Raw genomic sequence first — 26,195 nt, forward strand, 5'->3', positions numbered from 1 at the left:
ACCCGTTCCCATGTCGAACACGGAAGTTAAGCTCTTTAGCGCCGATGGTAGTTGGAGGTTTCCTCCTGTGAGAGTAGGACATTGCTACGCAAACGAAGAACCACTTGTAGAGTGGTTCTTTTTTTATATGCTTTTATGTTTTTAAGATAATAATATTGAATGTCCGCAGTATTGCTATGTGGGAAGCGGACAACTCCTTAAACTCTATGGTTTTCGTGATTTAGAACATAGTAATCATCCTATAGCCAAATCTTCAGCGTAGTGGAAAGTAACGACATGATCTCTGCAGAGAATCATTAATGAGTATTTTCAATTGAATTATAATTAGTTAGAATAAACTTACACATACGTCCTTTATAAAGCTTTTGATTGACACAATTCGTAGCGAAGTAGATATTTGAGTCTTGTATCTCTAGTAAATTTCGAATATCATGGTTAATAGACAAGTGATTTTCCCCTTAGTTTATTGTTTCGAGACTTTTATTCTATAGGGAAACTTCATGAACATTATTTATTGTAGAACCAAACAAAAAAGGACTTTGGCATGTGAAAATGCCGAAGTCCTTTTACTATTAGCTAAGATATTACCACTAATAATTTTTGAGATTCAATTAAACTTTAAGTCTTTGCTTCTCTTTTTTCATTTCAATAACAGTAGGTAGTGTCATACCAACCAGCACAACAAGGATCCCAACGATTTGAAGTGTAGAAAGAGATTCGTTAAGTACAATTACTGATGCCATAATAGCTACCGGTAATTCAGTTGCACTTAAGATTGAAGCTGTACCACCACCAACTTTAGGTACGGCAACGGTGAATAATAATATGGGAAGGATAATCCCGAAGAATCCAAGAGCTAAACCGAAGTAAAGTAGTTCACTTGTGAATAATTCACCGTTCCACATAACCTCTGGAGTTTGGAAAATCGAAACGATGATTAACGAGACAAGAGCCATAAATGTTAAACGAGAAATAGTTGTAATTCCTTCAACATGTTTCGAGTTGAATTGCATAAAGACTGCGAAACTAAATGCTGCAGCAAAACCGAATGCCCAGCCTTTCCAGCTTAGTCCTGATAAATCTACGTCTAATACACCTGCAGCTAATATAGTACCGCCTACTAAGAATACAAGGCTGATTAATTCGATACGCTTTGGCAAACGTTTGTGTAACAAGCAATCTAAGAATAATCCAATCCAAGTGAATTGGAAAAGCATAACGACTGCTAATGAAGCAGGAAGATACTGAACAGATTTACCGTAAACAATACCTGTAATACCGGTGAATAAACCAGCGCCTACTATGATGAAGAATCCCTTCATTGTGATTTTAGGTAGAGATCGTTGGGTAAATACAAATAGTATTAGCGCCAATAAAAAACCGATCGCATACTGACTCTGTACAGCCTGAGCTGTTGTAAAGCCATGTGCCATCGCTACCTTAACGATTGTAGAAAGTATCCCATAACTACTGGATGCAATCACAATTAAAAGAGGAAATATTAAATTTTTGTTCATAAAGCCAACTCCTATAGTAATTCTTTTTATAGTGTAACAAGGTGAGTTATAATAACATAGGACATATGTCCAGATTGGGGTTAATTCATGAAAATAATTGAAGATCCAGTTATTTTAAATCAATATATTCGACTACATCGATTTGAAGAAGTATTTAATATAGAAGAAACACCTTTTAAAATTATGGAACTCGCTGAAGGTGAGACATTAATGAATGAGGGAGAGGAATTAAATGAACTCTACTACCTAGTAGCGGGTAGAGTGAAAGTAACTTCCAGTGTGCATACAGGTAAATTTCTATTGCTTCGATTCAATCATCCATTAACAATCCTTGGCGATTTAGAATTAATTAGAAATGTTCCAGTGCAATCCCAAGTTACAGCGGTGATAGATAGTATAATTATGACTCTACCATTCGAGTATATTCGGAAAAATGAAATGGACAATCCAGCATTTTTAAAGCAAATGTTAAAGCATATCAGCTATAAACTTCAAACGAGTACGATTGCCTCCCGTGTGAATTTATTAGAGTCTGTAGAAAGTCGTTTTGCTAGTTTCTTATTATCGACAGTGAGTTCTGAACCAGACAATGATTTTGGTCAAGAGTTACAAACGATGCGTATTGCTGAAATAGCAGACTTACTAGGTACTTCGCATCGACATTTGAATCGGGTTGTTAAAAAGCTAAGTGAAAAAGAAATAATCGCGCGTGAGAAAAATCATTTAATCATATTAGATGAAGTGCGACTTGAAGAAGTATCTCAAGGCATACGATTTGAATAAAAAAAGTTGAATAGCGATAGATGCTATTCAACTATAATATGAAATTAAATGGGTTTAACCATATGGTCGAATTCTTCGCCAATGATCATCCACGGTTCAGAATAAACAAAGCCTCTTTTTTCATAAAGGTGGCGCGCACGGCCTTTCTCTAATTCAACACTCAGTGAAAGTTTGTGATAGCCCTTTTCTTTGCAAAGTACCTCTGCATATTTTAATAATGATGTACCAATACCTTTTCCTCTGAAATTAGCATCGACACAAACTGTATCAATATAATATTCATCAGGACGAGCTTCAAGTTCGATTGTTTGAATTGGAGCATTTTTAGCGGTAAGCCATCTCTCTAATTGCGCATCTAACTGAATCGCTTCATCACCACCATATACGATCATCATACCTGCTACTTCATCATTACATTGGGCGATGAATGTTTTTAGATAGGAGATCCGGTTATCTTGACGCTCAAATAATTCAATTAATTTTTGAATGATCAAGTCAGGTGAATCTTCTCCAGTAATGCGGTTTGCAATATCCCCAATCGCGTCAACAATTAATGGCGCGACAGCAGGACCGTCTGCTAATTTAGCTTGTCTAAGTTGGACTTCCATTTATATCAATCTCCATTTCTATTGTACAGTATATCAAATGTGTTTAATTATTAGTTTAATAAAGGTATTTTAATAAACAATTAAGTGTCATTTCTCAAATTATTTCCCGAAATAGTCTTTTGTGTTGTCAGACTTCATGGTACGATAGAAGGAAGATATTTTATGGAGGAGCTTATATATGTTAGAACCAACGAGAGAATTCATCTTGATTTATGGAGATGCATTCGTAGATTATATTGCCAATGATACGACAAATACATCATTCACGAAGTTTTTAGGTGGTACAACAATTAATGTAGCTGCAGGCATTAGTAGAATTGGTGCGCCATCTGCGATTATTACGGTTACAGGTGAAGATGAGACGTCTGAATTCGTCCGAAATGAATTGAAAAACGAAGGTGTAAATACAAATTACGCGAAGATTATTCCTGAAAAACGTGTAACGAGTGTAGAAGTACATCTGACAGAAAATCATGATCGAATCTTTACAAATTATCAAGATGAGCAGCCAGATATTCAAGTTGAATCGAGTCATTTAGTCGATGAAGCGTTTGAAAAAGCGTCAGTATTCAGCTTTTGCTCGAATACGATGTTCCAAGAAACGGCTTTAGAAACGACGAAAGTAGCTGTTAAAAAGGCGATTGAAAAGGATTGCTTAATTGCGATGGATGCGAATATTCGTCCATTGCGTTGGGAAAGCCCGCAGCAATGTTTAGATACAATTAGCGAATTCTTACCGTATGTAAATGTCATGAAATTAGCAGATGAAGAGTTATTCTTCATTACAGAGTCTAATTCAATTGAAGAGGGAATCGCAGCACTTGCGAAGTATGAGATTACTTTGTTAATGATTACTGTTGGTGCTGAAGGAACTTATGTAGTATTCAATGGCGAGATGCAACATGTACCATCAATTAAAATCGATTGTGTAGATACTACAGGTGCAGGAGATGCATTCATGTCAGGTATTTTACGCTCAATCCATTTAGATGGACTACCAAAATCAATGGATGAAGCCTATGACTATATTTACTTCTCAAACCAATTAGGTGCGATGGCGGCGACGAAAGCTGGAGCAATTACGGCTATGCCACATCTTCATGAAATCGAAAGTTTAATTAAACATAGATTATAAAATAAGCTCAAAAAATGCCCATCTTTCTATTTTGAAAGAAAGGCATTTTTTTAATACAAATAAATCTGAATATTGGTATAATAAAACGATTCATACATATATTTTAATGAGGAAGTGGAGAGATGTCATCAGCTACAGTAAAGTCTTCTGTACTAGGAAATCCGGTGTATCCAATTATGTTATTGATTGGCGTAAGTCATTTATTAAATGATACATTGCAAGCGGTTGTACCGGCGATGTTCCCGGTGTTAAAAAGTGAAACAGGCATTTCATTTACGCAGCTAGGGTGGTTGTCATTTGCATTGAATATGGTCGCTTCTGTATTCCAGCCGATTGTTGGCTTGATAAGCGATCGTAAGCCGAAACCATATGCATTACCGATTGGTATGTGTCTATCGTTAATCGGCATTGCAGGATTGGCGTTCATGCATAATTATTGGATGTTACTAGTGTCGGTCATCTTTTTAGGGATGGGTTCAGCAATTTTTCATCCAGAAGGGTCGAGAGTATCATTCATGGCAGCTGGCTCGAAAAGAGGGCTTTCACAGTCTGTTTATCAAGTAGGTGGGAATACAGGACAGGCATTAGCGCCATTAATAAGTGCATTTGTCTTAGTGCCTTTCGGACAAATTGGCGCAGCTTGGTTTTTAATTGTTGCTTCCGTTGGTATATTCACACTTTCTAAAATTTCGGTTTGGTATAAGAAACAATTGGAAATTGAGAAAGAAGCGAGACGAAAAAACCCGATTTTATCTTCATTGTCAAAATTGACGAAGAAGAAAATTGCTTATGCACTCGTAATTTTGATGTTAATCATCTTTGCGCGTTCATTCTATGTAACGAGTATTACGAATTTCTTTGTTTTCCATTTAACAGATCAATATGGATTAACAATTAAAAATGCACAGTTATTTATTTTCTTATTTTTAGCAGTGGGGGCAGTTGGTACGTTCTTCGGTGGTCCGATTGCTGATAAAATTGGCAAGAAGAATGTCATTTTATTATCAGTTTTAGTGCCGTTACCATTCGCTTTGTACTTACCGTATACTTCATTAACGTTACTACCGATTTTCATCATAATTATAGGCTTTTTCATTATGTTGAGTTTCTCCGTTACTGTCGTTTATGCACAAGAGTTAGTGCCGAATAAGATTGGGACGATGTCTGGATTTTCAGTTGGTTTCGCATTTGGTATGGGGGCAGTTGGAGCAGTTGTCATCGGTAGTTTCCTTGATCAAGTGGGCGTCATGACGACAATGACGTATATTTCGTACTTACCGATCCTTGGAATCATCGGATTTTTATTGCCGAAAGATCGAAAAATCGCATAAAAAAAGCGTCTTTGCATGGAGCAGAGACGTTTTTTGTATGTTAAAGATTTAATTGTCGTATAGTTTCATCGTCATGGATATAGCCGTCATTCACTTCAATTTCGTAGGATTTACCTTCGTACATAAATTTGAAGCGGCCATTATCGAAATCTGTTCCTAACTCTTTGAAGAATAGTCCTTCATATAGGAATTTTTCTGGTAGGTCAAAGTAGATGCGATAAACGCCAGCGTCATCCACTAAAAATGCACGAATCGCTTTTTCATACATATCATCTTTCGCCATAACTTGTCGTTCAACAGAGACAACATGAATGTCTACGTAAGGAATGGCCTTTAGAAGTTGATTAATGAATGAACCTTTTGTGATTTCTTCCCAACGATTTTGAGCAGTTTGACCAATCACTACTTGTGTAATATTTAAGTCATTACACACTTCAGCAACTACTTGTTGAGTAGGGCGATCTTCATTTGATTTTAAAATAAATTCATCTATACCAAGTTCTTCGACTAATGACTGCCAATGTAGTAAATCGGCTTGTTGAGAAGAGTCGAATTCGTCAGCTGATTGTCGGCTAATGTTCAGTACATAGAGAGGACAATCTAACATATTGGCAATTTTATGTCCTCGTCGAATAAGACGCTCACTGTTTGGACCATAATATACGCATACTAGAATGCTTTCATCCATACGCCCGTGCGATTTCAATAAAACCACCCATCCTTTTTCAGTAAAAATTATTATAGTTTCATCGTATAAAAGTTGATGATTACTTTGGTAAATTACATTTTAACATACATAGGAATTTATTGTATATTTCTTTCGTAGTGAATGAGTATAAAAAATGAATATAGACTGAATAATTGGTTAATATTTCTAATATTGTGGAGAATTTATCGGAAAAATAAAAAAACATTGCTATCGCAGGCTTACGAGCATGAAACAATGAGATGTATCGTGTATAATTTAGAAATATAGATGACTAAAATAGAATTATTAGTATACGACCCTTGAAATGAAGTTTTTCTTAAAATAGATTATTTTCTGGAGGTATTTAATCGCTTGATTACAAAATTGATGATCATCATTCCTTTGATTGCTGCAATAATTGTTCCCTTGCTACATAAAAGGTTTAAAACAATCCATATCGGTTGGTTTGTTTTAATTATTCCTACAATTCTTTTCGTTATGTTACTACGTTTTATCCCTTTAATTTCATCTGGAAGGACATTTACACACACGTGGGATTGGATCCCTTCCTATAATATTTCCTTTACAACATATTTAGATGGGTTGAGTTTACTGTTTGCGCTGCTTATAACAGGTATTGGCTCACTTGTCGTTCTTTACTCCATTTTCTACCTTTCAAAAAAAGAATCATTACACAAGTTTTATTGTTACCTTCTATTGTTCATGACCGCAATGTTAGGTGTAGTTTTTTCAGATCATCTCCTCGTTCTCTATTTCTTTTGGGAATTTACCAGTGTTTCATCCTTTTTATTAATCGCATTTTGGCATCACCGCAAAGCATCCAGAAGAGGTGCACAAAAATCAATGCTCATCACTGTTTCAGGTGGAGTAGCGATGTTAATTGGTTTCTTGATGGTTGCCGAGATGACGGATAGTTTTAGCATAAGAGAAATCATTTCGATTATGCCCACTGAATTAGACCACCGTTTATTTATGCCCGCTATGATTTTTATTTTATTAGGCGCTTTTACAAAATCAGCGCAATTTCCATTCCATATTTGGCTGCCAGATGCGATGGAAGCTCCAACACCAGTCAGTGCGTACTTGCATTCAGCAACAATGGTGAAAGCCGGTATCTACTTAGTAGCGCGATTTACACCCATTTTCGCGATGAATATGAATTGGTTTTGGATTGTTAGTATCGTGGGGCTTATTACGCTTTTCTGGGGTTCATTTAATGCTGGAAAGCAAAAGGACTTGAAAGCCTTACTAGCATTTTCTACGGTCAGTCAGCTCGGTCTAATCATGAGCTTACTCGGCATCGGTTCAATCGTATATGTTTTGGGCTATAGTGCGGAAACGGCGATTTATACACAGGCCGGCTTTGCTGCAATCTTTCATTTAATGAACCATGCGACATTTAAAGGTGCGCTATTTATGACGGTTGGTATTATCGATCATGAAGTTGGTTCACGTGATATTCGAAGACTAGGTGGATTAATGCGCGTCATGCCAATCACCTTCACAATCGCGTCAATCGGTAGTATGTCGATGGCCGGATTACCTTTCTTCAATGGTTTTTTGAGTAAGGAAATGTTTTTTGAAGCGACTTTAGCAATTAGACATTTAGACCTTCATTATGCAGCTTCACTATTCGTTGTCGTTGCATGGGTTGCTAGCGTGCTAACTTTTGTCTATTGTGCCATTTTCGTTGCTCAAACCTTCTTTGGCACGCGTGATTTATTGCCGAAGGATCGTGTCATCCATGAAGCGCCAAAAGGAATGTTAATTGCACCGAGTATTTTAGCTATTTTAGTTGTGCTAATTTTCATTTTCCCGAATTTCTTCGGAAAATATATTTTAGGAAGCACCATGTTAAGTATTTATCCTAATATGGGCTCAATCCAAGAAATGACGCCAACAATTTCAGCATGGCATGGTTTTAACACTGCATTAATTATGACAATTGGCGTGATAATCCTCGGAAGTATCCTGTATGCGACACGCAAAAAATGGTCGGGCATTTACGGCGTACTACCTGAAAAAATGACATTCAATTATTTATACGATCTAATAGTAGAGGAAATTCAAATTGTCGGTAAATTTGTGACGGATTTATATATGACGGGTTCTTTAAGACATTATTTAATCTATATTTACTTATTTATTTTCCTAGTAGTAGGCGGGTATTTCGTGAAAAGTAATAGTTTCGCGATCGATTTCTCTCAAAATGCACCCGTTGAATGGTATGAGATTATTTTAATGATTGTGATGGCTTTGGCAGCGGTTTTCATTATTTTTGCAAAGTTGAGATTAACGGCCGTCGTGTTAAATGGTGTTATAGGTCTTGGTGTAGCGATATTCTTCGTGTTATTTAGAGCGCCGGATTTAGCATTGACGCAATTAGTCGTTGAATCTGTAACAACGGTTCTTTTCCTCCTTTGTTTCTCGTATTTACCGGAGTGGAAAGTGGAGAAATCAGCGAAAATCACGAAATTGATCAATGCTGTAATTGCCATTGGAGCAGGCGTGTTAGTCGTAGTTATTTCATTCACAGTTCTTGAATATAGTGAATTCAAAACGATTTCAGGATTTTTTGAAAATGCGTATGAATTAGTTGGAGGGGCCAATATCGTCAATGCAATATTGGGTGACTTCCGCGCATTTGATACAATGTTAGAAGTGGTTGTTTTATTAACAGCTGGTTTAGGTGTTTATATATTAATCAAATCTAAGAGTAAAAAGGAGCGTAATAATCATGAAAATAAATGATGTAATATTACGCACAGTCGTACAAGTTGTCGTGTTTATAATCTTGACGATTGCCATTTACTTATTTTTTGCAGGACATTATACACCGGGTGGAGGTTTTGTTGCGGGCCTAGTATTAGCGTCAGCAGCAGTGCTTCTCTATTTAACGTATGATGCTGAAAAAATTAAAAAAGGTCTTCCGTTAGACTTTAAAGTTGTTGCGGCAATAGGTGTTACACTAGCATTAACAACAGGCGTCGCTCCTGTATTTTTCGGGCAGCCTTTTCTTAATATGAGTTCAATTTCAGTGCCGTTTCCTTTAATCGGGGAGAAAGAATTAGCTACTGTCATGATCTTTGAATTAGGTGTAGCATTAACGGTTGTCGGAGTTGTTATGACGATTATTTTGAGTATTAGCGAAGGAGGAGAAGACTAATGGAAACATTGATGGTTTTATTAATTGGTATTTTCGTATCAGTTGCGACCTACCTCCTTCTCTCTAAAAATATTATTAGAATCATAATCGGCACAGCATTACTTTCCCATGCCGTCCATTTATTGATTTTAACAATTGGTGAAGTAAAAAAGGGTGATGTTCCACTATTAAAAGAAAAGCCTGGCCCCTATACGGATGCTTTACCACAAGCATTGATACTAACTGCAATCGTAATTAGCTTTGCAGTGACAGCTTTTGTGCTTGTGTTAGCGTATCGAGCGTATGCCAAAAATGGAACAGATGATGTTGAAGAAATGAGAGGCGATGAACTTGAATAATCTAGTAGTCATGCCGATGTTCATTCCTTTATTTGCAGCAGTTATTCTCGTCTTTTTAAGATCGAAAGTAAGGTTACAAAAAATTATTTTATTTCTATCGATGTGTGCATTAATTGTTGTAAATATAGTGCTACTCGTGACAATAAAAAAAGAAGGAATTCAAACATTGGCTTTTGGAGGTTGGGAAGCGCCATTCGGAATATCGTTCGTAGCGGATTCATTTGCGATGTTATTCGTTACGACAGCAAGTGTTGTGTCCTTGCTCTGTATTTTATTTGCCTTCCGATCTTTTGAAGAATCTTTTGAAAAAATGTTTGTTTACCCGTTAATTCTATTGATGATTGCTGGGGTAAATGGTTCATTTTTAACCGGCGATATTTTTAATCTATTCGTATGCTTTGAAGTGATGCTTTTGGCTTCGTATGTGTTAATCACGATTGGTGGCGGTAAGGAGCGATTAAGAGAATCGTTGAAGTATGTCCTAATAAATGTGTTAGCTTCATGGGTGTTTTTAGTCGGACTTGCGATGGTTTATGGAAGTCTTGGTACTTTAAACTTTGCGCATATGGCGGAACGTGTAGATTTAGTACACCAAGGCCCCGTATTAACAACCATTTCATTAATGCTTCTAGTCGTTTTCTCATTAAAGGCAGGACTATTTTTATTTTATTGGTTACCGGGTTCATACCGTGTACCAACTGTTCCGATTGCCGCAATGTTTGGTGCGTTACTTACGAAAGTAGGTATTTACGCGATTTTTAGAACATTTACACTGATTTTCCCAATCCAAGAAGATGTGACACATACATTAATTGGCCTTTTAGCTTTAGCTACAATTATTTTAGGGATGTTTGGTGCAATTGGCTACCGAGATTTACGCCAAATTGTAGGCTATAACGTCATTATCGGCGTTGGTTTTGTGCTGATGGCTCTGTATGCGAACAATGCCACAGCTTTCGAAGGATCTATTTATTACTTAATACATGACATGATTATTAAAGCATTACTATTCCTAATGATTGGTACGATGATGTACATTACAGGTCGTACAAGTTTCGATGAAATAAAAGGATTGATCCACCAATTTCCGTTATTCGGATGGTTGTTCTTCATGATGGTTCTAGCATTGACAGGGATTCCACCATTCAGCGGCTTTTTAGGGAAGGTTTTAATCGGTCAAGGTTTGATTGAAAGTGGTTATTTAGTGGGCGCAGTAATTGCGATGTTATCAAGTATCGTCGTTTTATATTCATTAATTCGCGTATTTTTAAAGTCCATTTTTGGAGAAGCGACACTTAATGAAAATTATAAGAAAAAAATTCCGAAACAAATGATGTTTGCGATGACAGCATTAGGCGCTTTATCAATATGTTTAGGGCTTGGCGCAGAACTTTTAGCACCTTATGTGAAAGACGCTGTCAATGTCTTAGTCAATCCAACGGTTTATATTGATGCCGTATTATACAAATAAGGAGGGCGCATTATGCTACTACAATTATTGTTGAATATCGTAATTGCCGTCCTCTGGATGCTTTTAAAAGACGAAGATACGGTAAATGTTTCAACTTTTTTCACAGGATATTTAATTGGCATTATCGTTATGTACTTAATGCACCGCTTTTTCGGAAAACCATTTTACATTAAAAAAATGTGGGCGATTTTTAAATTATTCCTATTATTTAATAAAGAATTAGTAACATCGAGTGCAGTAGTACTCAAACAAATTTGTAGTCCGAAGCTAGCGATTAAACCTGGGATTTTCACATATGAAACGGCTTTGAAAGGAGATATTGAAGTAACGGTTTTAGCGATGTTACTGACATTAACTCCAGGATCAGTCGTCATGGAAATTGATGAATCAGGCAAAGTTTTTTATATTCATGCGATGGATATTGAACAATCAAAAGCGGATGTAATTCGGTCGATGACTCAATTTGAAAATGCCATTATGGAGGTGACAAGAACATGATTTCGCTCGTATTAAAAATTGCATTAGTGTTTTTCTCATTAACAATCGCCATTTCATTTTATCGAGTTGCGAGAGGACCATCGATGCCGGATCGAATTGTCGGATTGGATACAATTTCGGTTAATTTATTATCAATGGTAGCCATCATCTCCATTCTTTTTGAAACGACTGCTTATTTAGAAGCGATTTTAATCATTGGGATTTTGTCATTCATTGGCACGATTGCATTCAGTAAGTTTTTAGAGAGGGGTGTCCTCATTGAGCGGAAGTCAAATAAGTGAATGGATGGGCGCGGTTATTATTTTACTGGCAAGCATTATGGGGCTAGTTAGCGCACTTGGATTAATTCGAATGCCTGATGTTTATACACGCTCACATTCAGCAACGAAAAGTTCAACACTAGCTGTTATGCTTGCCTTACTTGGTGCATTTATATACTTTTGGGCGCATGAAGGTATCATTAGTGTTCGATTGCTTCTAGGCATCGTCTTCGTCTTTATGACTGCACCAGTAGCAGGACATTTAATCTGCCGAGCAGCATATCGCTCAGGAGTCCCACTATCAAAACAATCGGGCGAAGATGCATTGAAAGATGTCATTACGCCGAAGAATACTGGAGGAGAAAAATGAAAATCGCGGTATTTGGTAGCACAGGTCGTGTCGGAGCTTTTTTCACTCAAAAAGCAATAGCAGGTGGTCATGAAATTGTGGCACTCGTTCGGCAGGAGAAATTTTCAACCGATGAAATTACTTTTCATGTAGGTGATGCAAGAAATGAAAAAGACGTCGATCAAACGGTTGAAGGCTGTGATGTCGTTTTCGTCGCATTGAATACGGATAAAACGAATACTTTGTCAGTTGCGATCAAGTATATTATTCAAGCAATGGAGAAACATAATATTTCAAGAATCGTCACTATTGGCACAGCAGGTATTGTTGAAAGTCGAGTTGAGGCAGGTAAGTTACGCTATCAGTCTTCAGAGTCGAGGCAGAAAGTGAAGTTTGCAGCGTCTGAACATGAGTACGTTTATCGTGCATTGCAAAAAACAGCACTGGATTGGACGATCATTTGTCCAACTGCGTTAATAGATGATGAAAATATGGGTATATACAGATATGAAATCGATTATTTACCGAAAGATGGACGTAAAATTTCAACTTCACATACCGCTGAACTTAGTTATAAAGCTTTAGTTGAAAATTTATTTCATCAAAAAAGAGTAGGAATCGCCTATTAAAATAGGGAGTGTGAGTAAATGGAGAAATTAGGTTTTTTGGCAATACTGAAGCAATCTTTGGGTGGTGCTTTTGGTGGCGGCAATGAAAATCAATCTGTAAAAGCAGAGAAATTAGAGGATTGGTTCAAAGCGGCTCACACAGGCGATCGAGCATTACTTCGAAAACTACTTCGTTCGGGTATTCAAATCGATAGCCAATCTACTCAAGGGCGTACGGCACTTATGGTAGCGACCTATAATCGAGATGAACAAACAGTCGCGTACTTAATTGGTGAAGGTGCAGATGTTAATCTTCGTGATCAAAGATTAAACTCACCATTTCTGTTTGCAGCGGCGGAAGGATATGTAGAATTATTAAAGTTGATGACGGATACTGGAGACACAAAAATTGTTAATCGTTACGGTGGAATTGGCATAATTCCTGCGAGTGAGAGGGCACATTTTGAAACACTAGAATGGCTGCTCCTGCATACGGATAGCGATGTGAATCATTTAAATAATCTTGGGTGGACTGCATTACTTGAAGCTATTATTCTTGGGGATGGAACAGAAAAATATGTAAAAATCATTGAGCTTTTAGTCGCAAATGGAGCCAGTATAGATATTGCTGATCGAGATGGTGTGACACCAATTGAACATGCTGAGAAGCAAGGGTATCACAAAATTTTAGATGTTTTACAAAAATAAAAATCTTGTACAAAAGGACAGTTGTGAACCTTTTGTACAGGATTTTTTTAAGTTGCTTTACAAAATCACAGAAAATCTGTATAGTACATTACAACAGTAATGCACTGAGGAGGATGTGCGATGGATGAACAAAAACCTCCTATTTACATTCAAATAGGAGAATGGTTGGAAAATCAAATTATCGATGGTGAGCTTGAAGCAGATGAAAAGGTTTATTCACAGTATCAATTAGCTGAAATATTTAATGTGAATCCAGCAACGGCAGGAAAAGGGATCACAATTTTATTCGAGGAAAATCTTTTATATAAGAAAAGGGGATTAGGCATGTTTGTTGAAGCGTCAGCGAAAGAGAAAATTCTTGAGAAAAGAAGAACCTACTTTTTACATGAAAAAATCGAAAAACTGGTTGTTGAAGCAAAACGCCTTAATGTTTCGGAACAACAATTAATCAATATGATGAAAAAATTATATGGGGAGGGATGAAAATGAAAGTTGTCGAAGCAAATGAACTCAAAAAGAATTACGGTAAAAAAGAAGTTTTAACAAATGTTTCTCTATCGATTGAAGGCGAAAAAATCATCGGATTAGTCGGTCGAAATGGTGAAGGTAAGTCGACATTACTAAAATTAATTTCAGGTTTAATTGCTAAAGACAGTGGCGAATTATTCACATTCGGAGAAGAACCGTTTGATCATTTATTCGTATCTGCAAATACCATTTACATTCATCCAGAATTAATATTTCCATCAGGATTTACTGTAGAACAAATTTGTAAAACAGCACAGGAATTTTATCCATTTTGGAATCAAATAATTGCGACAGAACTAATCAAATACTTTGGCATCTCTTTGAAAAGTATTCCATCTAAATTATCTACTGGTGAGCGTCAAGCATTCTTCACAATTTTTGGTCTGGCGACACGCAGTGCATTAACTATTTTAGATGAACCTGTAAATGGTTTAGATGATGCAAAACGTAAAGATATTTACCGTGTCATTTTAAAAGATTATATGGCAGAACCGAGAACGATGATTTTATCGAGTCATTTAGTCGATGAGATGGAGCATTTGTTAGAGGAAATTGTGATTTTAAATGATGGAGAAATTGTCGAACATTGCACAATTGAGGAATTAACGAATAAATATAAGTGGCAGCATGGCGCAGCGGAAACACTTGTAGATGGCATTGGCCCAATCGAGCAAAATGCATTGGAAGGTGCGAAACGAATCGTAGGATATAGTGGTCAAAATAATACTCAAATGGCTACAGTGAAGGAAATATATTTAGCTGTGACGAGTAATGAGGATGGTGGAATCGATGGCATCTATAATAAGACCAAGTAAACGTCAGTTATTCCGCCCATTATTGAAAGTACAACTAAAATCAGCGACACGATTAATTAATATTACATTTTTAGTCTTATTAGCGGTTACACTTATTTTTAATAATAATTTTGCGACAGGAAGCATGGGAACTAGTGACGGATTTGGACTAGATTTCTACTTAATAACACCTTATAGCTTTAGCTTTATTCTACTAATCCCCGCTCTTATTATGGGCTATGATTTTGGAAAAAAAGCGAATGATATTTCTATGAATGCATTCATACAATCGAAAGTATTAAATTTCTTCGTGCAAATTGTTGTTATGCTAATTACGACTGTGATTTTAACGATTATCGCGCTTGGTATTTTATATGCGCAACAACTCGTCTACGACATAATTGGTCGAACGAATGTAAATGATCTTGAGTTAAAAGGAACATTTATTTTTCTAGGTTACTTTATTTTAGCCGTGTATTCAGTGATGATCGGTGGTTATTTACAATGTCGATTAGTCGAGAAAGGCACTGCTTACGGATTAATACTACCAGGAATAATCATTGGCTTTTTCGTAATAAAAAGTCTTTTAGGCATAGTAATTCCGACTGTAGTTTATATCATTGGAACGATTTTCTTAATTGCTATTATGTTGTTAGTCATTCGGAAAATGATTGAAGGCGAGGTAGATTAGATGATTTGGATTATTGTTATTGCGGTAATTATTGCAATTTTATTTTATTTTAGAAAATCAGTTTTATTTGATATCGGTTTAACAGTAAGCATTACTTTATTAGCGATCGTGGCAATTGTTGCTGGGACAATCATGAATTCAAAAGTTAAACCGATCGAAGCAATGACTGAAATGAAGGCCTTACAAACACTTCAAAGCAATCAAGAGTCCGATTTTCAAAAATATTTAAAGAAAACAGAGCAATTTGAAGCGAAAACTGGTTTTGTGAAATTCAATTTAGATCAAATCAATCCACTGTCAATTTACTTCGTTGAATCGAATCGACCAGGTAGCACAGTCGAAGTTCGCCAATATAATTTCCCTCTAGTAATAAATAATAAAGCAAAATTAAAAAATGACTTACTTCCCGCAAATGTGAAATTGAAAAAAGACGAAGAAATTGAAATCATTTTGGATGAAGAAGAAGTAAGTAACGAAGTGACATTTTTCTCAACGAAAGAATCAAGTTGGAATGAACTTTTTGATTTTGATAAAGACCTTTCATATACACGTTTAATCGTGATTGATCTACCGAAGGACGTAAAGGCGTTTTATGATGAAAGCATGTCTTTGAAAGGAGTATTTGAAGATGAATAGGCAATTAGCAGATGGTAAGGAATTAAAATTTAACCGATTTTTAAAATGGAAGTGGAAAATGAGCACACCACAAATGAAAACAATTTTTGTATTACTAAGTGTTCTAATCACTTTTATTGGTGGTGCAGGTGTTTCATTGTATCAAAGTGATCAAACGATTAATTTTTTTAGTCCTTTATCAGCGGGTATTCTGATTAGTATAGCGTTACTTTTTATTGGATTTGAATTTTCGAAAAGTAAAACACAAAATGAATTAGCACCTTTTTTAATCTCTCGAAAACGAATTTTCATACTAGATTGTATTATGATTTCGGCATACGGCATCTTATTTACATTAATGATGATATTTCTACCATATGTACAATTGACGATTGCATTAATCATTGATTCTTCGCCAGTTGTATTTGTGGATACAATTTTTAGCGCACCATTAATCGCTTTGAAAAATAGTGCGGAAATCTTTTTAATCATCATCAGCTTAATGTTTGCGGCATACACATTGGGCATTATGTATCGTGCGAATCAACTCGCAATGGTCATTGGATTACTCTTATTTATTTTCTATGCGAGTTTAATGAGTAAAGTAGATTCAATGCCTTTTGAAAATACGTTATTAATTTGGTCGACAATTTTATTAATTGTAACAGTTCCACTTAGTTACTTCATTCAAAGAAAGTGGGGTGGCCAACAATGACTACGATTTTAACGATGATCGTGTTCCTAGTTTTCTTTACTTTGATTATTTTCCAGCGTAAATTTACGAAATTTGTGTTGTTGAAGTCATGGATTACTGTTGCTGTATTAATAATCGGCTGCGTTGTCTATGTTGAAGCATTTGTAAAACCTGTTGGCGATACAGAGAAGATAGAAGAAAAAGATGCGACAGCTTTGAATAAGCAACTCATTGAGCGCATTAAAACTGCTTCAACGACTAAGGAAGATGAAAAAAATCTTGTGCAACAATTTGAATTTGACGCGCCTTCAAAAATTAAGATGAAAATTCCAGAAGATTCGTATATTCAAGTAGTTGTTCATCAAGATGCACAAATTGAAAAATCACGTGTCCGCGTATTTGCGACGGATCAAGTTTTTACGAGCAAAAAAGTAAAAAATTCGATGATCAAAAAAGTAAGTTATGCGGATGGTAAACTGAAAGTGCATAATACGGATGATTGGGATCGTTTATTTATTCTCGGTTCTACATTATTCGTATTCGACGAAGTAAACACGGAAGAAAATGAATGGAATAATAAACAAATCATTGAAATTACCGTTCCAAAAACGACGACTGTGCAAGTGAAAGAAATTGAATAATAAAGCAAAAGGTCAGCACATTTTAAATGATGTGCTGACCTTTTTGTTATTTTGAAAATAAAAACTTTAATCTTTTTAATAGAAGTGATGAAGGTACAAAAGGAAAAGCTACATCCCGCGCTTTCGCTAAAACTGGATTTTTCCATTGTGCGATCGATCCAATCTGGCGTGATAAAGTCGTTACTTTTTTCGTTTTGGGCATTCTTTTTTGCTCATAGGCAGCAGCGGCATCTTCGAAAGAATCATGCAAATCGAACATCTGAGAAAGTGCTAAAGCATCTTCAATCGCTTGCCCAGCACCTTGCCCCATATTCGGTGTCGTAGCATGAGCAGCGTCGCCAAGTAGGAGAATGCGGTTGAAATGGAATTGTTTCAACGGTGCAAGGTCATATAAATCATGGTGAAGAATCGTTGCTTGTTCGGTTGCTTGAATAATCTTACCAACTTGCTTCGGAAAATCTTTAAATAAATGAGCGATTTGTTCTTTTTCAAGTCCATGTAAAAATATGTCCTTTTCAGCAGCGTTTACGCAAGCAAACCAATATACCTTACCATCTTTCAGTGGCGCATAGCCAAAGCGTCCGATTGTATCCCAAATTTCAACAGAAGTATTTGGCTCGATTTGATCCGTTATTTCAGCAACACCACGCCAACACATATATCCGGCAAAACGAGGTTTACTAGTTGGTACGAGCTGTTGGCGAATGGGCGAATGAATGCCGTCCGCAGCAATGACATAGTCGAAGTTCACAATATTACCATCTGAAAAGGTGATTTGGCAATTTGAATCATCTTGATTTACCGCTATACATTTTTTATTTAGATGTAGGAGGTGTGCAGGAATCGCTTGGAAAAGTGAGCGATGGAGATCAGCTCGCTGAATCGTAATATTCGATTGATTATACAGCTTTTGAAGTGCGCCAAAATCAATTGTATTTAGTAATTTTCCGTTTCCAGCATAAAATTCCTGTGTTTTTAAAATAGTACCATCCGCATAAATTTCTTCACCGATCCCTAAGTCGACTAAATCCTGCATCGCATTTGAACCAATCCCGATCCCAGCGCCAATTGGCTTAAATGAATGTGCTGCTTCGAAAACTTCTACGTCGATCCCTTTTTGAAGCAGTGCATAGGCTGTACAAAGTCCGCCGATGCCACCACCGATAATTGCAATACGCATTTTACTTCCTCCTCCGATCATAATTCTCCTTCTAATCTAACATAGTCGATTGCAAAATAGCCTACTCAAAATTAATTAATAATTTTACGTTGGATTCCGAGTTGAATTATCAATTTTCTACTTTATTTGTCCGTTATTCATTCATTCAAAAATACCATTTCCCCCTTTTTAATTCCCGATTTTTGAAAAAGGGGGTATTATTGAATAAATAGGTATAAAAAATGATTCGAATATATTTTTAAGTTCGATTGTGGTTGAGGAGGACTGATGATGAGATGAAAGAAAAACATAAACAGAAAAAAACGCCAAATCATATAGAAGTCCGGACTATGCATGCGCCAAAAGTGCAAAAGATGAAAGCCAGATACATCCAAGACGCGAAAGAGCGTTTACCTAAATATTTTTCACCTGAAAAAAGAATGTTTACAGAAAATTTATCCATGGAAGAATTGAAGAAGGTAGGGCTTCCGAAAGAAATTTTTTGGAAAATGGTTGAATATAATTTAAGTGCGAAAGATGGTATGTCTGCGAATAGACTTAGTGAAATTGCGATTTATATCGACTTTTTAGCTTCGGAATATGTTGTATATGCGGAAAGAGTGCATCGCGATTTTGAAGGTGACGAGCTGAAAGAGCAGGTTGGCATTTTAGATGAAGTATTCAAAAGAAGTTTTGAACGCATGATGAATATTTATACCCAGTATGTGGGAAAATTTCTTGAAAGAAATGATTTTCCAAATGAATCAGAAGTAATTAAACAGTCCATTTCTGAATTATATTTGAGAAAAATCCATCAATATGCGGAATTCATACGATTAGAGCCGGACTATGCGATGATTGAAGGTACTGAAGATCAATGGCTTTTACGCGATTCATATTTTATGGGGGATGTCCTTCGCTTAATAGTGTCAAAATTATTTGAACAATGCATTATGATGCCGGCTGAACTATATAATGAAGCAGATTTATGTGCAGCAGGGGCGATTTTTCAATCTGCGAATACATGGTTGATTACACAAAAGGCGACTACTGTGAGTGAAGAACAATTGGGAGTCGATTTAGGATTACTGGCGATGAAATTCCAAGTTATTGCCGAGCAAGATGAACTGTCACCACAATTCCGAAAAAAATTAATGCCGATTTTCACGTCTTTCTACAATTATAAAATTGATGACCTTAATCAGCGTCATAAAGAAGCACAGGAAAATGTGTATAATCGCGAAAATGATCTGTATGGAGAGTTAGATGAGATCGTCGTGGAGTTTTGGACGCGTGAATTGCATAATTATGTGTTGGAAAAAGATATTGCAGGAGTATTTTTAGAAGCAATTCCAAAAGCGTTTGCGACTTTTAAACAAAAAGTAGAGTTTGGAAGTAGATTGGAACGTTACCAATTGAATAATGAATGGTACCAGTTTTATAATGAGTCAGAAACAGTGACACATAGGCATTCTAATGCATTTACATATAAATTACGCGTAAATGAATGGAATGATTTTATTGAAAAAGTGAACTTAGATTTAGACTGGCAATATTATGCTCCATAAAGTATTAAATTTTTTTAAAATACCATATTTTGTATTTGTGTTTTATGAGATGATTTATGGGTATATATAGAGTATACCTTGCTAGAAAAATGCAAAATAAGCCATCGCATTCGGCTTCAAAATAAATATGAGACGTCATATTTATTAAAGCGAATGTCACTAATATCAAAATGCTTTTCTACAAGGAAATCGATACTTCACAAGTACCCCAATGCTTTGAAGTACGTTGCGTGAAAGATATGGAGACCTCCTCCCATAAGGCTAGTCCTGTTCAACTAGCTTGAGGTTTTCATATCTTTACATACTAAAATAAGAATTTATACTATTTGATGTCCAAGATTCTTGGGCATTTTTTTATTTTCGTACCCCTTGAAACTTTACTAATTAAGAAATTACGTTATCATTATATAGATAAATAGTTGAAGGAGCGACCTATAAATGGAAATTTTATCCTATATGATGGAAGAAATTTTAGACCCAACAAATATTATTGAAGGTGAAAGATATGAATTCACCCTTGAATTAAATATTGAAGAAGATGATGAGTTGTATCAAGAAGGTGGCGTTGACCTTAGAGCAATTATTGCTAAAAAAGACAACGAAATCTCAATGGTAAACTACTTCCTAATCGCAAAATCTGATCAATCTTATTTGGAGTTTGGACTGGATGAAGATGAAGAAGCAGAAATCGTTGAATTTTGTAAAACGCATTTAATTGAAGTCGAATAAATACTATACAGCTATCTAGTCATACTAGGTAGCTCTTATTTTCTTAAAAAGGAGGAATCGGGATGTCTATGTATGCGACACCGATACTGACAGCAGCGATTGTTTTCATTATAATCGCATTTTTAGTGTGGATTCCGTGGATGGTCTATACATATCGTAAATACGGATTTCTACCATTATCAGTGACGATTATTTCATTTACATTTATTTTTTACATGTTATCGGCATTATTTTTAGTATTATTACCACTGCCAGCGACACGTGATACATGCGCGATGCAAAATCCGAATACAGTGCATTATTCACTCGTACCATTCCAATTTATTTCTGATATTTTAAAAGGAAATTGGCTACAAATTAGTAATCCCGCTACGTATGTCCTGTTATTTAAACAATCAGCGTTTTATCAAGTATTTTTCAACTTCCTATTACTCTTACCACTAGGTGTTTATTTACGTTACTACCTTGTTGATAAGAAAAAATGGTGGAAAGCTGGTCTAATTGTTTTCTTAGTTACTTTATTCTTTGAAATTACACAAGTAACAGGGATTTATGGCATCTACAATTGTGCTTACCGCCTATTTGACGTTGATGACTTAATGACGAATACTTTCGGTGGAATTATCGGTTATTTCATTGCGCCAGCTGTACTTGCGGTATTCCCTTCGAAGAAAAAAATCGAAGAACGTGCAGAATATTTGGTCCAAAAAGATGAAGTACGTTCAATGGCTGTCTTATTAGCAATCGCGATCGACTTCTTCCTAATGGATGTCGTGCGCCAATTAGTGATGAACTTTACAAATCAAAATGAAGTAACGAACTTTATCGTTATGTCGATTTTATTATTTGTTGGATTATTTATGATTCCAGCACTTTGGAATGGTCGCACGATTGGTTCGGCGATTTTACGCTTTAGATATAGTAGTAAAATCTCGAAGAAAGTAACGATTTCGAGGTTGGCGAAACGATTTGTCGCAATTTACGTCGCCTATTTCTTAACGGTGATCGCTTCTACAATGAATAATATTAAAGTAACGATGGATTCACCTTACTACGAAGCAGCTGTATTATTATCACTTGCATCAAGTATCGTGGCGCTCGTCTTAACAATCGTATTATTCATCCATATCATGCTTGTCGTATTTGGAAAAGGAAAACGAAGATTCTTCTTTGATGAATCGGCAGACCTTTATACGACGCGAAAAAAATAAACAGTACAAACCACAAGCTATTTTAGTAATAGTTTGTGGTTTTTCTATTTTTTTTAATCGAAGGTTTTATAAATTTGGTATTAAAAGTTAATAATCTACTACTTACAAATTATTTACCTAAAAAATGAATATTTTAGTGCAAAATAGGGTATTTATATAAAAGGTATGAGGAAGGAGTGAGTGAAAATGCTTAAACTAGAGCATCTTTCAAAAGTGTACCGAGGAGGAAAAAAAGCAGTAGACGACCTTAATATAGAGATAGAAAAGGGCGAATTCGTTGCTTTTATCGGTACTTCGGGAAGTGGTAAAACAACAGCACTTCGCATGATTAATCGGATGATTGAACCGACAAAGGGGAAAATCACCATCAATGGAGAGGATGTAACGAATAAGAATCCCGTTACATTGAGAAGAAGTATTGGATATGTCATTCAACAAATTGGTTTAATGCCACATATGACGATCCGCGATAACATAACCCTAGTCCCTAAGCTTTTAAAATGGGATAAGGACAAAAAGAATAAGGCAGCAGAAGAATTAATTGAGTTAGTCAATCTGCCTGAAAGTTACTTAGATATGTATCCTGCTCAACTATCTGGTGGGCAACAACAACGAATTGGCGTATTGCGCGCGCTTGCGGCCAATCAAGACCTTATATTAATGGATGAGCCGTTTGGTGCGCTTGATCCAATTACTCGAGATACTCTACAAGACTTAATGAAAGACTTGCAACAGCGACTTGGCAAAACAGTCGTTTTCGTTACGCATGATATGGATGAGGCGATCAAACTCGCTGACCGAATTTGCATTATGCATGATGGACAAGTTGTTCAATATGACACCCCTGATAATATTTTATCGAACCCTGCAAACCAATTCGTCAAAGAATTTATTGGTTCACATCGACTTGTACAAGAAAAACCAAGTGCAAAAATTGTCGATGACGTAATGATTACCCCTATTACAATTTCATTAGAGAAAAGTTTAGATGATGCCATTCGAACAATGGTGCAAAAGCGTGTAGATACGCTATTTGTCGTGGATGGACAAAATAAATTAAAAGGCTTTTTAAGCGTCGAAAATATTACTTCTGAAAGACATCGCACTTCGAGTGTAGCGGACGCTATGGAAAAGGATGTCTTTTACGTGATGAATGGCACGAGACTTCAAGACTCTGTACGCAGAATTTTACGCAGAAATCTAAAAAACATTCCGGTCGTTGATGCAAATCATCGTTTAGTTGGTTTAATTACGCGCGCCCATATTGTCGATATCGTGTACGACACAATTTGGGGCGATGAACAAATCGAAAACCTTCCAGAAGAAATTTAGATTGTAAAAAAAGAGGATGTGAACAGTATGGATACATTTTTGGAGGCGACGAAAGATTTTTTCGTAACAAATCGGCAAGATATTCTCATTAAAACGTGGGAACATTTATATATTTCAATTTTGGCGTTATTGCTAGGTGTCATTGTGGCAGTACCACTTGGCATTGCACTATCAAAAACGAAAAAGATCGCAAAAATTGTTATGGGAATTACGAGTGTGCTTCAAACACTTCCTTCACTGGCAATTTTAGCGTTAATGATTCCATTTTTAGGTGTCGGAAAAGTACCCGCAATAATTGCGCTTTTCATTTACACATTATTACCGATTTTGAATAATACATTTATCGGTATGGAGTCGGTGAATAAAGACTTAAAAGCGGCAGGGACGAGTATGGGGATGACAAAATTCCAAAGCATTTATTTATTGGAGTTTCCGTTAGCTACACCTGTCATCATGGCTGGCATACGATTATCCGCAGTGTATGCAATTTCTTGGGCGACATTAGCTTCTTACATAGGGGCAGGTGGACTTGGGGACTTTATTTTTAACGGATTAAACTTGTATCAACCAGAATTTATTATCGGCGGTGCGGTACTCGTAACGATTTTAGCATTGCTTGTCGATTTTATATTGTCAAAAGTTGAAAAAATAGCGACACCAAAAGGATTACGAATAGAAAGGTAGGAGAGCGACAAATGCGATCAATTGTGAAACTATTTATCGGTATTTGCAGTATGGCGCTAATCTTATCGGGCTGTTCGTCAGGTAAGGGAAGCGGAAATGAAGCGATTAAAGTCGCCACTGTCACAACGACAGAAAGTGCGATTATGGGCAATATGATTAAATTAATGATTGAGCATTATACGGATGAAAGTGTTGAGATGATCAATAATTTAGGTTCGAGTGTTGTCGTGCATCAAGCGATGGTCAATGGCGATGCCAATATTTCAGCATCTCGCTATACAGGAACAGATTTAACGGGTGCTTTAGGTGAAGAACCGATTAAAAGTCCTGAAAAAGCGATGAAAACCGTGCAAAAATTATTTGACGAAGATTATAATCAAACATTCTTCGATTCATATGGCTTTGCGAATACTTACGCATTTATGGTGAATAAAGAAACCGCCAAAAAATATAATTTGAAAAAAGTAAGTGATTTGAAGAAAGTTGCCGACAAAATGGAAGCAGGTGTCGACACATCATGGATGAATAGGCCCGGAGACGGCTACAAAGCATTCGTGAAGGACTATGGCTTTGATTTCGGTAAAGTGTATCCAATGCAAATTGGACTTGTCTATGACGCTGTAGAAGCGGGTAAAATGGATGTCGTACTTGGCTATACGACGGACGGACGAATTGCGAGCTATGATTTAGTCGTATTAGAAGATGATCTTCATTTCTTCCCGCCGTATGACTGTAGTCCACTCGCGACGAATGAGTTATTAAAGGCAAAACCAGAAGTGAAAAAGGTTCTCGAAAAATTAATTGATACCGTTTCAACGGAAGAAATGCAGAAATTAAACTATGAATCGGATAATAATTTACTTGAACCAGCCATTGTTGCAGAAAAATTTTTAGAAAAACATAATTACTTTGAAGACAAGGGAGGCGAGTAGTTATGGGTGATTTGAATACATTTCAACAGTTCTTCTACTACTTTTCCGAAAATGGTAGTTATGTGTTCATGCAGTTTCTACAACATTTTTTAATCTCCATTTACGGGGTTTTATTAGCAGCATTAGTAGGCATTCCACTTGGGATTTTAATTTCTAAGTATGCGAAGTTATCTGGATTTATTATTACGATCGCCAATATCATTCAGACGATTCCAGCGCTCGCATTGCTGGCAATCTTAATGCTTGGCATGGGATTAGGGCAATCGACAGTTGTGATTGCAGTATTCCTATACTCGCTACTGCCAATTATTAAAAATACGTATACCGGAATTAATAATATTAATAAAGATTTAATCGATTCTGGTAAAGGTATGGGTATGACGAAGGCACAGGTATTATATATGATTGAGTTGCCACTGTCACTATCCGTAATGATTGCAGGTATTCGGATCGCGCTTGTTGTCGCAATTGGTGTTACGGCGATTGGAGCGTTCATCGGAGCAGGTGGATTAGGAGATATAATTATCCGTGGTACAAATGCGACAGACGGAACAGCCATTATTTTAGCGGGAGCGATTCCAACTGCGTTAATGGCCGTTTTAGCCGATTTAATTTTAAGTTGGATTGAAAAGAAAATCGACCCAATTAAACGAAATAAAAAATTTACAAAACCAACAATTCAATCATTAAATGATTAGAATAAAGCCTTCAAACACTTGTTTGAAGGCTTTATTACATTTATTGTATTATAATGGATAGTGGGGGTGTAACGATGGAGAAATTATTCGCTTTTTTAAGCTTTTTTATTTTTTGCGGTATTATTTATTTAGATTTTTTCCAACATCAAATTAGTTTAGGAATTCCTCTCGTTGTTCTAATAGTATTCGTCATTATTAGTACTATTTTTTCTAAGATGGATCGCTTCGCATGGAAGATCAATGAAAACACAAAACTTTTGTTAGGTATTACAACGCCCATGATTCTTCTCGCACTAATTAATGTCTTTTATTTAATTGGTGGACGTTCAAGTCATGGTATTAATCCGACAAATATTATTCTTTGGATCCTAGGCGTGGTGTCTATAATCGCTGCTATTCGAAGATATAAAAAAACCAACGCGGAAACGACGTAAAATC

The 26,195-nt window shown here is 36.2% G+C and carries 30 protein-coding genes and 1 rRNA gene; 27 read left to right on the top strand and 4 right to left on the bottom strand.

Annotation, left to right across the window (positions count from 1 at the left end):
• Window positions 1-90 (top strand): 5S ribosomal RNA (gene rrf, locus DF281_RS08685); the annotation flags it as partial.
• A 521-nt stretch (window positions 91-611) separates the two neighbouring features.
• Here rrf and DF281_RS08690 read toward each other — a convergent pair.
• Complete coding sequence (locus DF281_RS08690; RefSeq protein ID WP_109349862.1) at window positions 612-1,517, bottom strand: EamA family transporter; 906 nt, start codon at window positions 1,515-1,517, stop codon at window positions 612-614.
• Window positions 1,518-1,604: 87 nt separating this feature from the next.
• Here DF281_RS08690 and DF281_RS08695 point away from each other — a divergent pair, with 87 nt between their 5' ends.
• The gene (locus DF281_RS08695; protein ID WP_109349863.1) at window positions 1,605-2,300 is read left to right on the top strand and encodes a Crp/Fnr family transcriptional regulator; all 696 of its coding nucleotides are present in this window, start codon (window positions 1,605-1,607) and stop codon (window positions 2,298-2,300) included.
• Between the two features lie 44 nt (window positions 2,301-2,344).
• On the opposite strand, the gene DF281_RS08700 is transcribed toward DF281_RS08695, so the two are convergent.
• Window positions 2,345-2,908, bottom strand: coding sequence for a GNAT family N-acetyltransferase (locus tag DF281_RS08700; RefSeq protein ID WP_109349864.1), 564 nt, complete (start codon window positions 2,906-2,908; stop codon window positions 2,345-2,347).
• Window positions 2,909-3,086: 178 nt separating this feature from the next.
• On the opposite strand from DF281_RS08700, the gene DF281_RS08705 reads away from it, so the two are divergent.
• Window positions 3,087-4,043, top strand: a complete 957-nt coding sequence (locus tag DF281_RS08705; RefSeq protein ID WP_109349865.1) for a carbohydrate kinase family protein — start codon at window positions 3,087-3,089, stop codon at window positions 4,041-4,043.
• Window positions 4,044-4,165: 122 nt separating this feature from the next.
• A complete protein-coding gene (locus tag DF281_RS08710) occupies window positions 4,166-5,374 on the top strand; it encodes an MFS transporter (protein ID WP_109349866.1) in 1,209 nt (402 codons plus the stop codon).
• A gap of 40 nt (window positions 5,375-5,414) precedes the next feature.
• Here the strand turns inward: DF281_RS08710 and DF281_RS08715 are convergent, their stop codons facing one another.
• Entirely contained in the window at window positions 5,415-6,089 is a 675-nt protein-coding gene (locus tag DF281_RS08715; protein WP_307725167.1) for an adenine nucleotide alpha hydrolase family protein, read from the bottom strand.
• A gap of 360 nt (window positions 6,090-6,449) precedes the next feature.
• Between DF281_RS08715 and DF281_RS08720 the strand changes: the two genes are divergently transcribed.
• The 15 genes from DF281_RS08720 (at window position 6,450) to DF281_RS08790 (ending at window position 17,444) form a co-directional block, all read left to right on the top strand.
• The gene (locus tag DF281_RS08720; protein ID WP_109349914.1) at window positions 6,450-8,834 is read left to right on the top strand and encodes a Na+/H+ antiporter subunit A; all 2,385 of its coding nucleotides are present in this window, start codon (window positions 6,450-6,452) and stop codon (window positions 8,832-8,834) included.
• Complete coding sequence (locus tag DF281_RS08725) at window positions 8,821-9,249, top strand: Na(+)/H(+) antiporter subunit B (protein WP_109349867.1); 429 nt, start codon at window positions 8,821-8,823, stop codon at window positions 9,247-9,249. Before DF281_RS08720 ends, DF281_RS08725 begins: the two co-directional genes overlap by 14 nt.
• The gene (locus tag DF281_RS08730) at window positions 9,249-9,587 is read left to right on the top strand and encodes a Na(+)/H(+) antiporter subunit C (RefSeq protein WP_109349868.1); all 339 of its coding nucleotides are present in this window, start codon (window positions 9,249-9,251) and stop codon (window positions 9,585-9,587) included. Before DF281_RS08725 ends, DF281_RS08730 begins: the two co-directional genes overlap by 1 nt.
• Window positions 9,574-11,058, top strand: coding sequence for a Na+/H+ antiporter subunit D (locus DF281_RS08735; protein WP_307725168.1), 1,485 nt, complete (start codon window positions 9,574-9,576; stop codon window positions 11,056-11,058). Before DF281_RS08730 ends, DF281_RS08735 begins: the two co-directional genes overlap by 14 nt.
• A 12-nt stretch (window positions 11,059-11,070) precedes the next feature.
• Entirely contained in the window at window positions 11,071-11,556 is a 486-nt protein-coding gene (locus DF281_RS08740) for a Na+/H+ antiporter subunit E (RefSeq protein ID WP_109349870.1), read from the top strand.
• Entirely contained in the window at window positions 11,553-11,837 is a 285-nt protein-coding gene (locus tag DF281_RS08745) for a Na(+)/H(+) antiporter subunit F1 (protein ID WP_109349871.1), read from the top strand. The genes DF281_RS08740 and DF281_RS08745 overlap by 4 nt, the downstream gene beginning before the upstream one ends.
• Window positions 11,815-12,186 (top strand): Na+/H+ antiporter subunit G, encoded by a 372-nt coding sequence (locus DF281_RS08750; RefSeq protein WP_109349872.1) that lies wholly within the window; start codon window positions 11,815-11,817, stop codon window positions 12,184-12,186. Before DF281_RS08745 ends, DF281_RS08750 begins: the two co-directional genes overlap by 23 nt.
• Window positions 12,183-12,794 (top strand): NAD(P)-dependent oxidoreductase, encoded by a 612-nt coding sequence (locus DF281_RS08755; protein ID WP_109349873.1) that lies wholly within the window; start codon window positions 12,183-12,185, stop codon window positions 12,792-12,794. The genes DF281_RS08750 and DF281_RS08755 overlap by 4 nt, the downstream gene beginning before the upstream one ends.
• 18 nt (window positions 12,795-12,812) lie before the next feature.
• A complete protein-coding gene (locus DF281_RS08760) occupies window positions 12,813-13,481 on the top strand; it encodes an ankyrin repeat domain-containing protein (protein ID WP_109349874.1) in 669 nt (222 codons plus the stop codon).
• A 120-nt stretch (window positions 13,482-13,601) separates the two neighbouring features.
• Entirely contained in the window at window positions 13,602-13,964 is a 363-nt protein-coding gene (locus DF281_RS08765) for a GntR family transcriptional regulator (protein ID WP_109349875.1), read from the top strand.
• A 2-nt stretch (window positions 13,965-13,966) separates the two neighbouring features.
• The gene (locus DF281_RS08770) at window positions 13,967-14,824 is read left to right on the top strand and encodes an ATP-binding cassette domain-containing protein (protein ID WP_166636106.1); all 858 of its coding nucleotides are present in this window, start codon (window positions 13,967-13,969) and stop codon (window positions 14,822-14,824) included.
• Window positions 14,799-15,494, top strand: a complete 696-nt coding sequence (locus DF281_RS08775) for a hypothetical protein (RefSeq protein ID WP_109349877.1) — start codon at window positions 14,799-14,801, stop codon at window positions 15,492-15,494. The genes DF281_RS08770 and DF281_RS08775 overlap by 26 nt, the downstream gene beginning before the upstream one ends.
• Window positions 15,495-16,130, top strand: coding sequence for a hypothetical protein (locus DF281_RS08780; RefSeq protein ID WP_109349878.1), 636 nt, complete (start codon window positions 15,495-15,497; stop codon window positions 16,128-16,130). It begins immediately after the preceding gene.
• Window positions 16,123-16,824, top strand: a complete 702-nt coding sequence (locus DF281_RS08785) for a hypothetical protein (RefSeq protein WP_109349879.1) — start codon at window positions 16,123-16,125, stop codon at window positions 16,822-16,824. Before DF281_RS08780 ends, DF281_RS08785 begins: the two co-directional genes overlap by 8 nt.
• On the top strand, window positions 16,821-17,444 hold the full coding sequence (locus DF281_RS08790) for a hypothetical protein (RefSeq protein WP_109349880.1): 624 nt from the start codon (window positions 16,821-16,823) through the stop codon (window positions 17,442-17,444). The genes DF281_RS08785 and DF281_RS08790 overlap by 4 nt, the downstream gene beginning before the upstream one ends.
• 46 nt (window positions 17,445-17,490) lie before the next feature.
• Here DF281_RS08790 and DF281_RS08795 read toward each other — a convergent pair whose 3' ends face one another.
• Window positions 17,491-18,624, bottom strand: coding sequence for an FAD-dependent monooxygenase (locus tag DF281_RS08795; RefSeq protein ID WP_166636107.1), 1,134 nt, complete (start codon window positions 18,622-18,624; stop codon window positions 17,491-17,493).
• A gap of 275 nt (window positions 18,625-18,899) precedes the next feature.
• Between DF281_RS08795 and DF281_RS08800 the strand changes: the two genes are divergently transcribed.
• The 8 genes from DF281_RS08800 to DF281_RS08835 all read left to right on the top strand — a co-directional run bounded on the left by DF281_RS08800 (window position 18,900) and on the right by DF281_RS08835 (window position 26,191).
• Window positions 18,900-20,171 carry a hypothetical protein gene (locus DF281_RS08800; protein ID WP_109349882.1) on the top strand — a complete coding sequence of 424 codons (1,272 nt, stop codon included), beginning with the start codon at window positions 18,900-18,902 and terminating at the stop codon, window positions 20,169-20,171.
• Between the two features lie 438 nt (window positions 20,172-20,609).
• Entirely contained in the window at window positions 20,610-20,900 is a 291-nt protein-coding gene (locus DF281_RS08805; protein WP_109349883.1) for a DUF6509 family protein, read from the top strand.
• Between the two features lie 62 nt (window positions 20,901-20,962).
• Entirely contained in the window at window positions 20,963-22,111 is a 1,149-nt protein-coding gene (locus DF281_RS08810; protein ID WP_109349884.1) for a VanZ family protein, read from the top strand.
• 186 nt (window positions 22,112-22,297) lie between these two features.
• Entirely contained in the window at window positions 22,298-23,443 is a 1,146-nt protein-coding gene (locus DF281_RS08815; RefSeq protein ID WP_109349885.1) for a betaine/proline/choline family ABC transporter ATP-binding protein, read from the top strand.
• A gap of 18 nt (window positions 23,444-23,461) precedes the next feature.
• Complete coding sequence (locus DF281_RS08820; RefSeq protein ID WP_370447829.1) at window positions 23,462-24,127, top strand: ABC transporter permease; 666 nt, start codon at window positions 23,462-23,464, stop codon at window positions 24,125-24,127.
• 11 nt (window positions 24,128-24,138) lie between these two features.
• Window positions 24,139-25,059, top strand: a complete 921-nt coding sequence (locus tag DF281_RS08825; RefSeq protein ID WP_109349887.1) for an osmoprotectant ABC transporter substrate-binding protein — start codon at window positions 24,139-24,141, stop codon at window positions 25,057-25,059.
• Between the two features lie 2 nt (window positions 25,060-25,061).
• Window positions 25,062-25,757 carry an ABC transporter permease gene (locus DF281_RS08830; protein ID WP_109349888.1) on the top strand — a complete coding sequence of 232 codons (696 nt, stop codon included), beginning with the start codon at window positions 25,062-25,064 and terminating at the stop codon, window positions 25,755-25,757.
• Window positions 25,758-25,831: 74 nt separating this feature from the next.
• Window positions 25,832-26,191: a hypothetical protein gene (locus tag DF281_RS08835; protein WP_109349889.1), complete on the top strand. Its 360-nt coding sequence runs from the start codon at window positions 25,832-25,834 to the stop codon at window positions 26,189-26,191.
• The last annotated feature ends 4 nt before the right edge of the window (window positions 26,192-26,195 follow it).

The sequence above is a fragment of the Kurthia zopfii genome (genome assembly GCF_003143955.1).
In the GTDB taxonomy this organism is placed as follows: domain Bacteria; phylum Bacillota; class Bacilli; order Bacillales_A; family Planococcaceae; genus Kurthia; species Kurthia zopfii.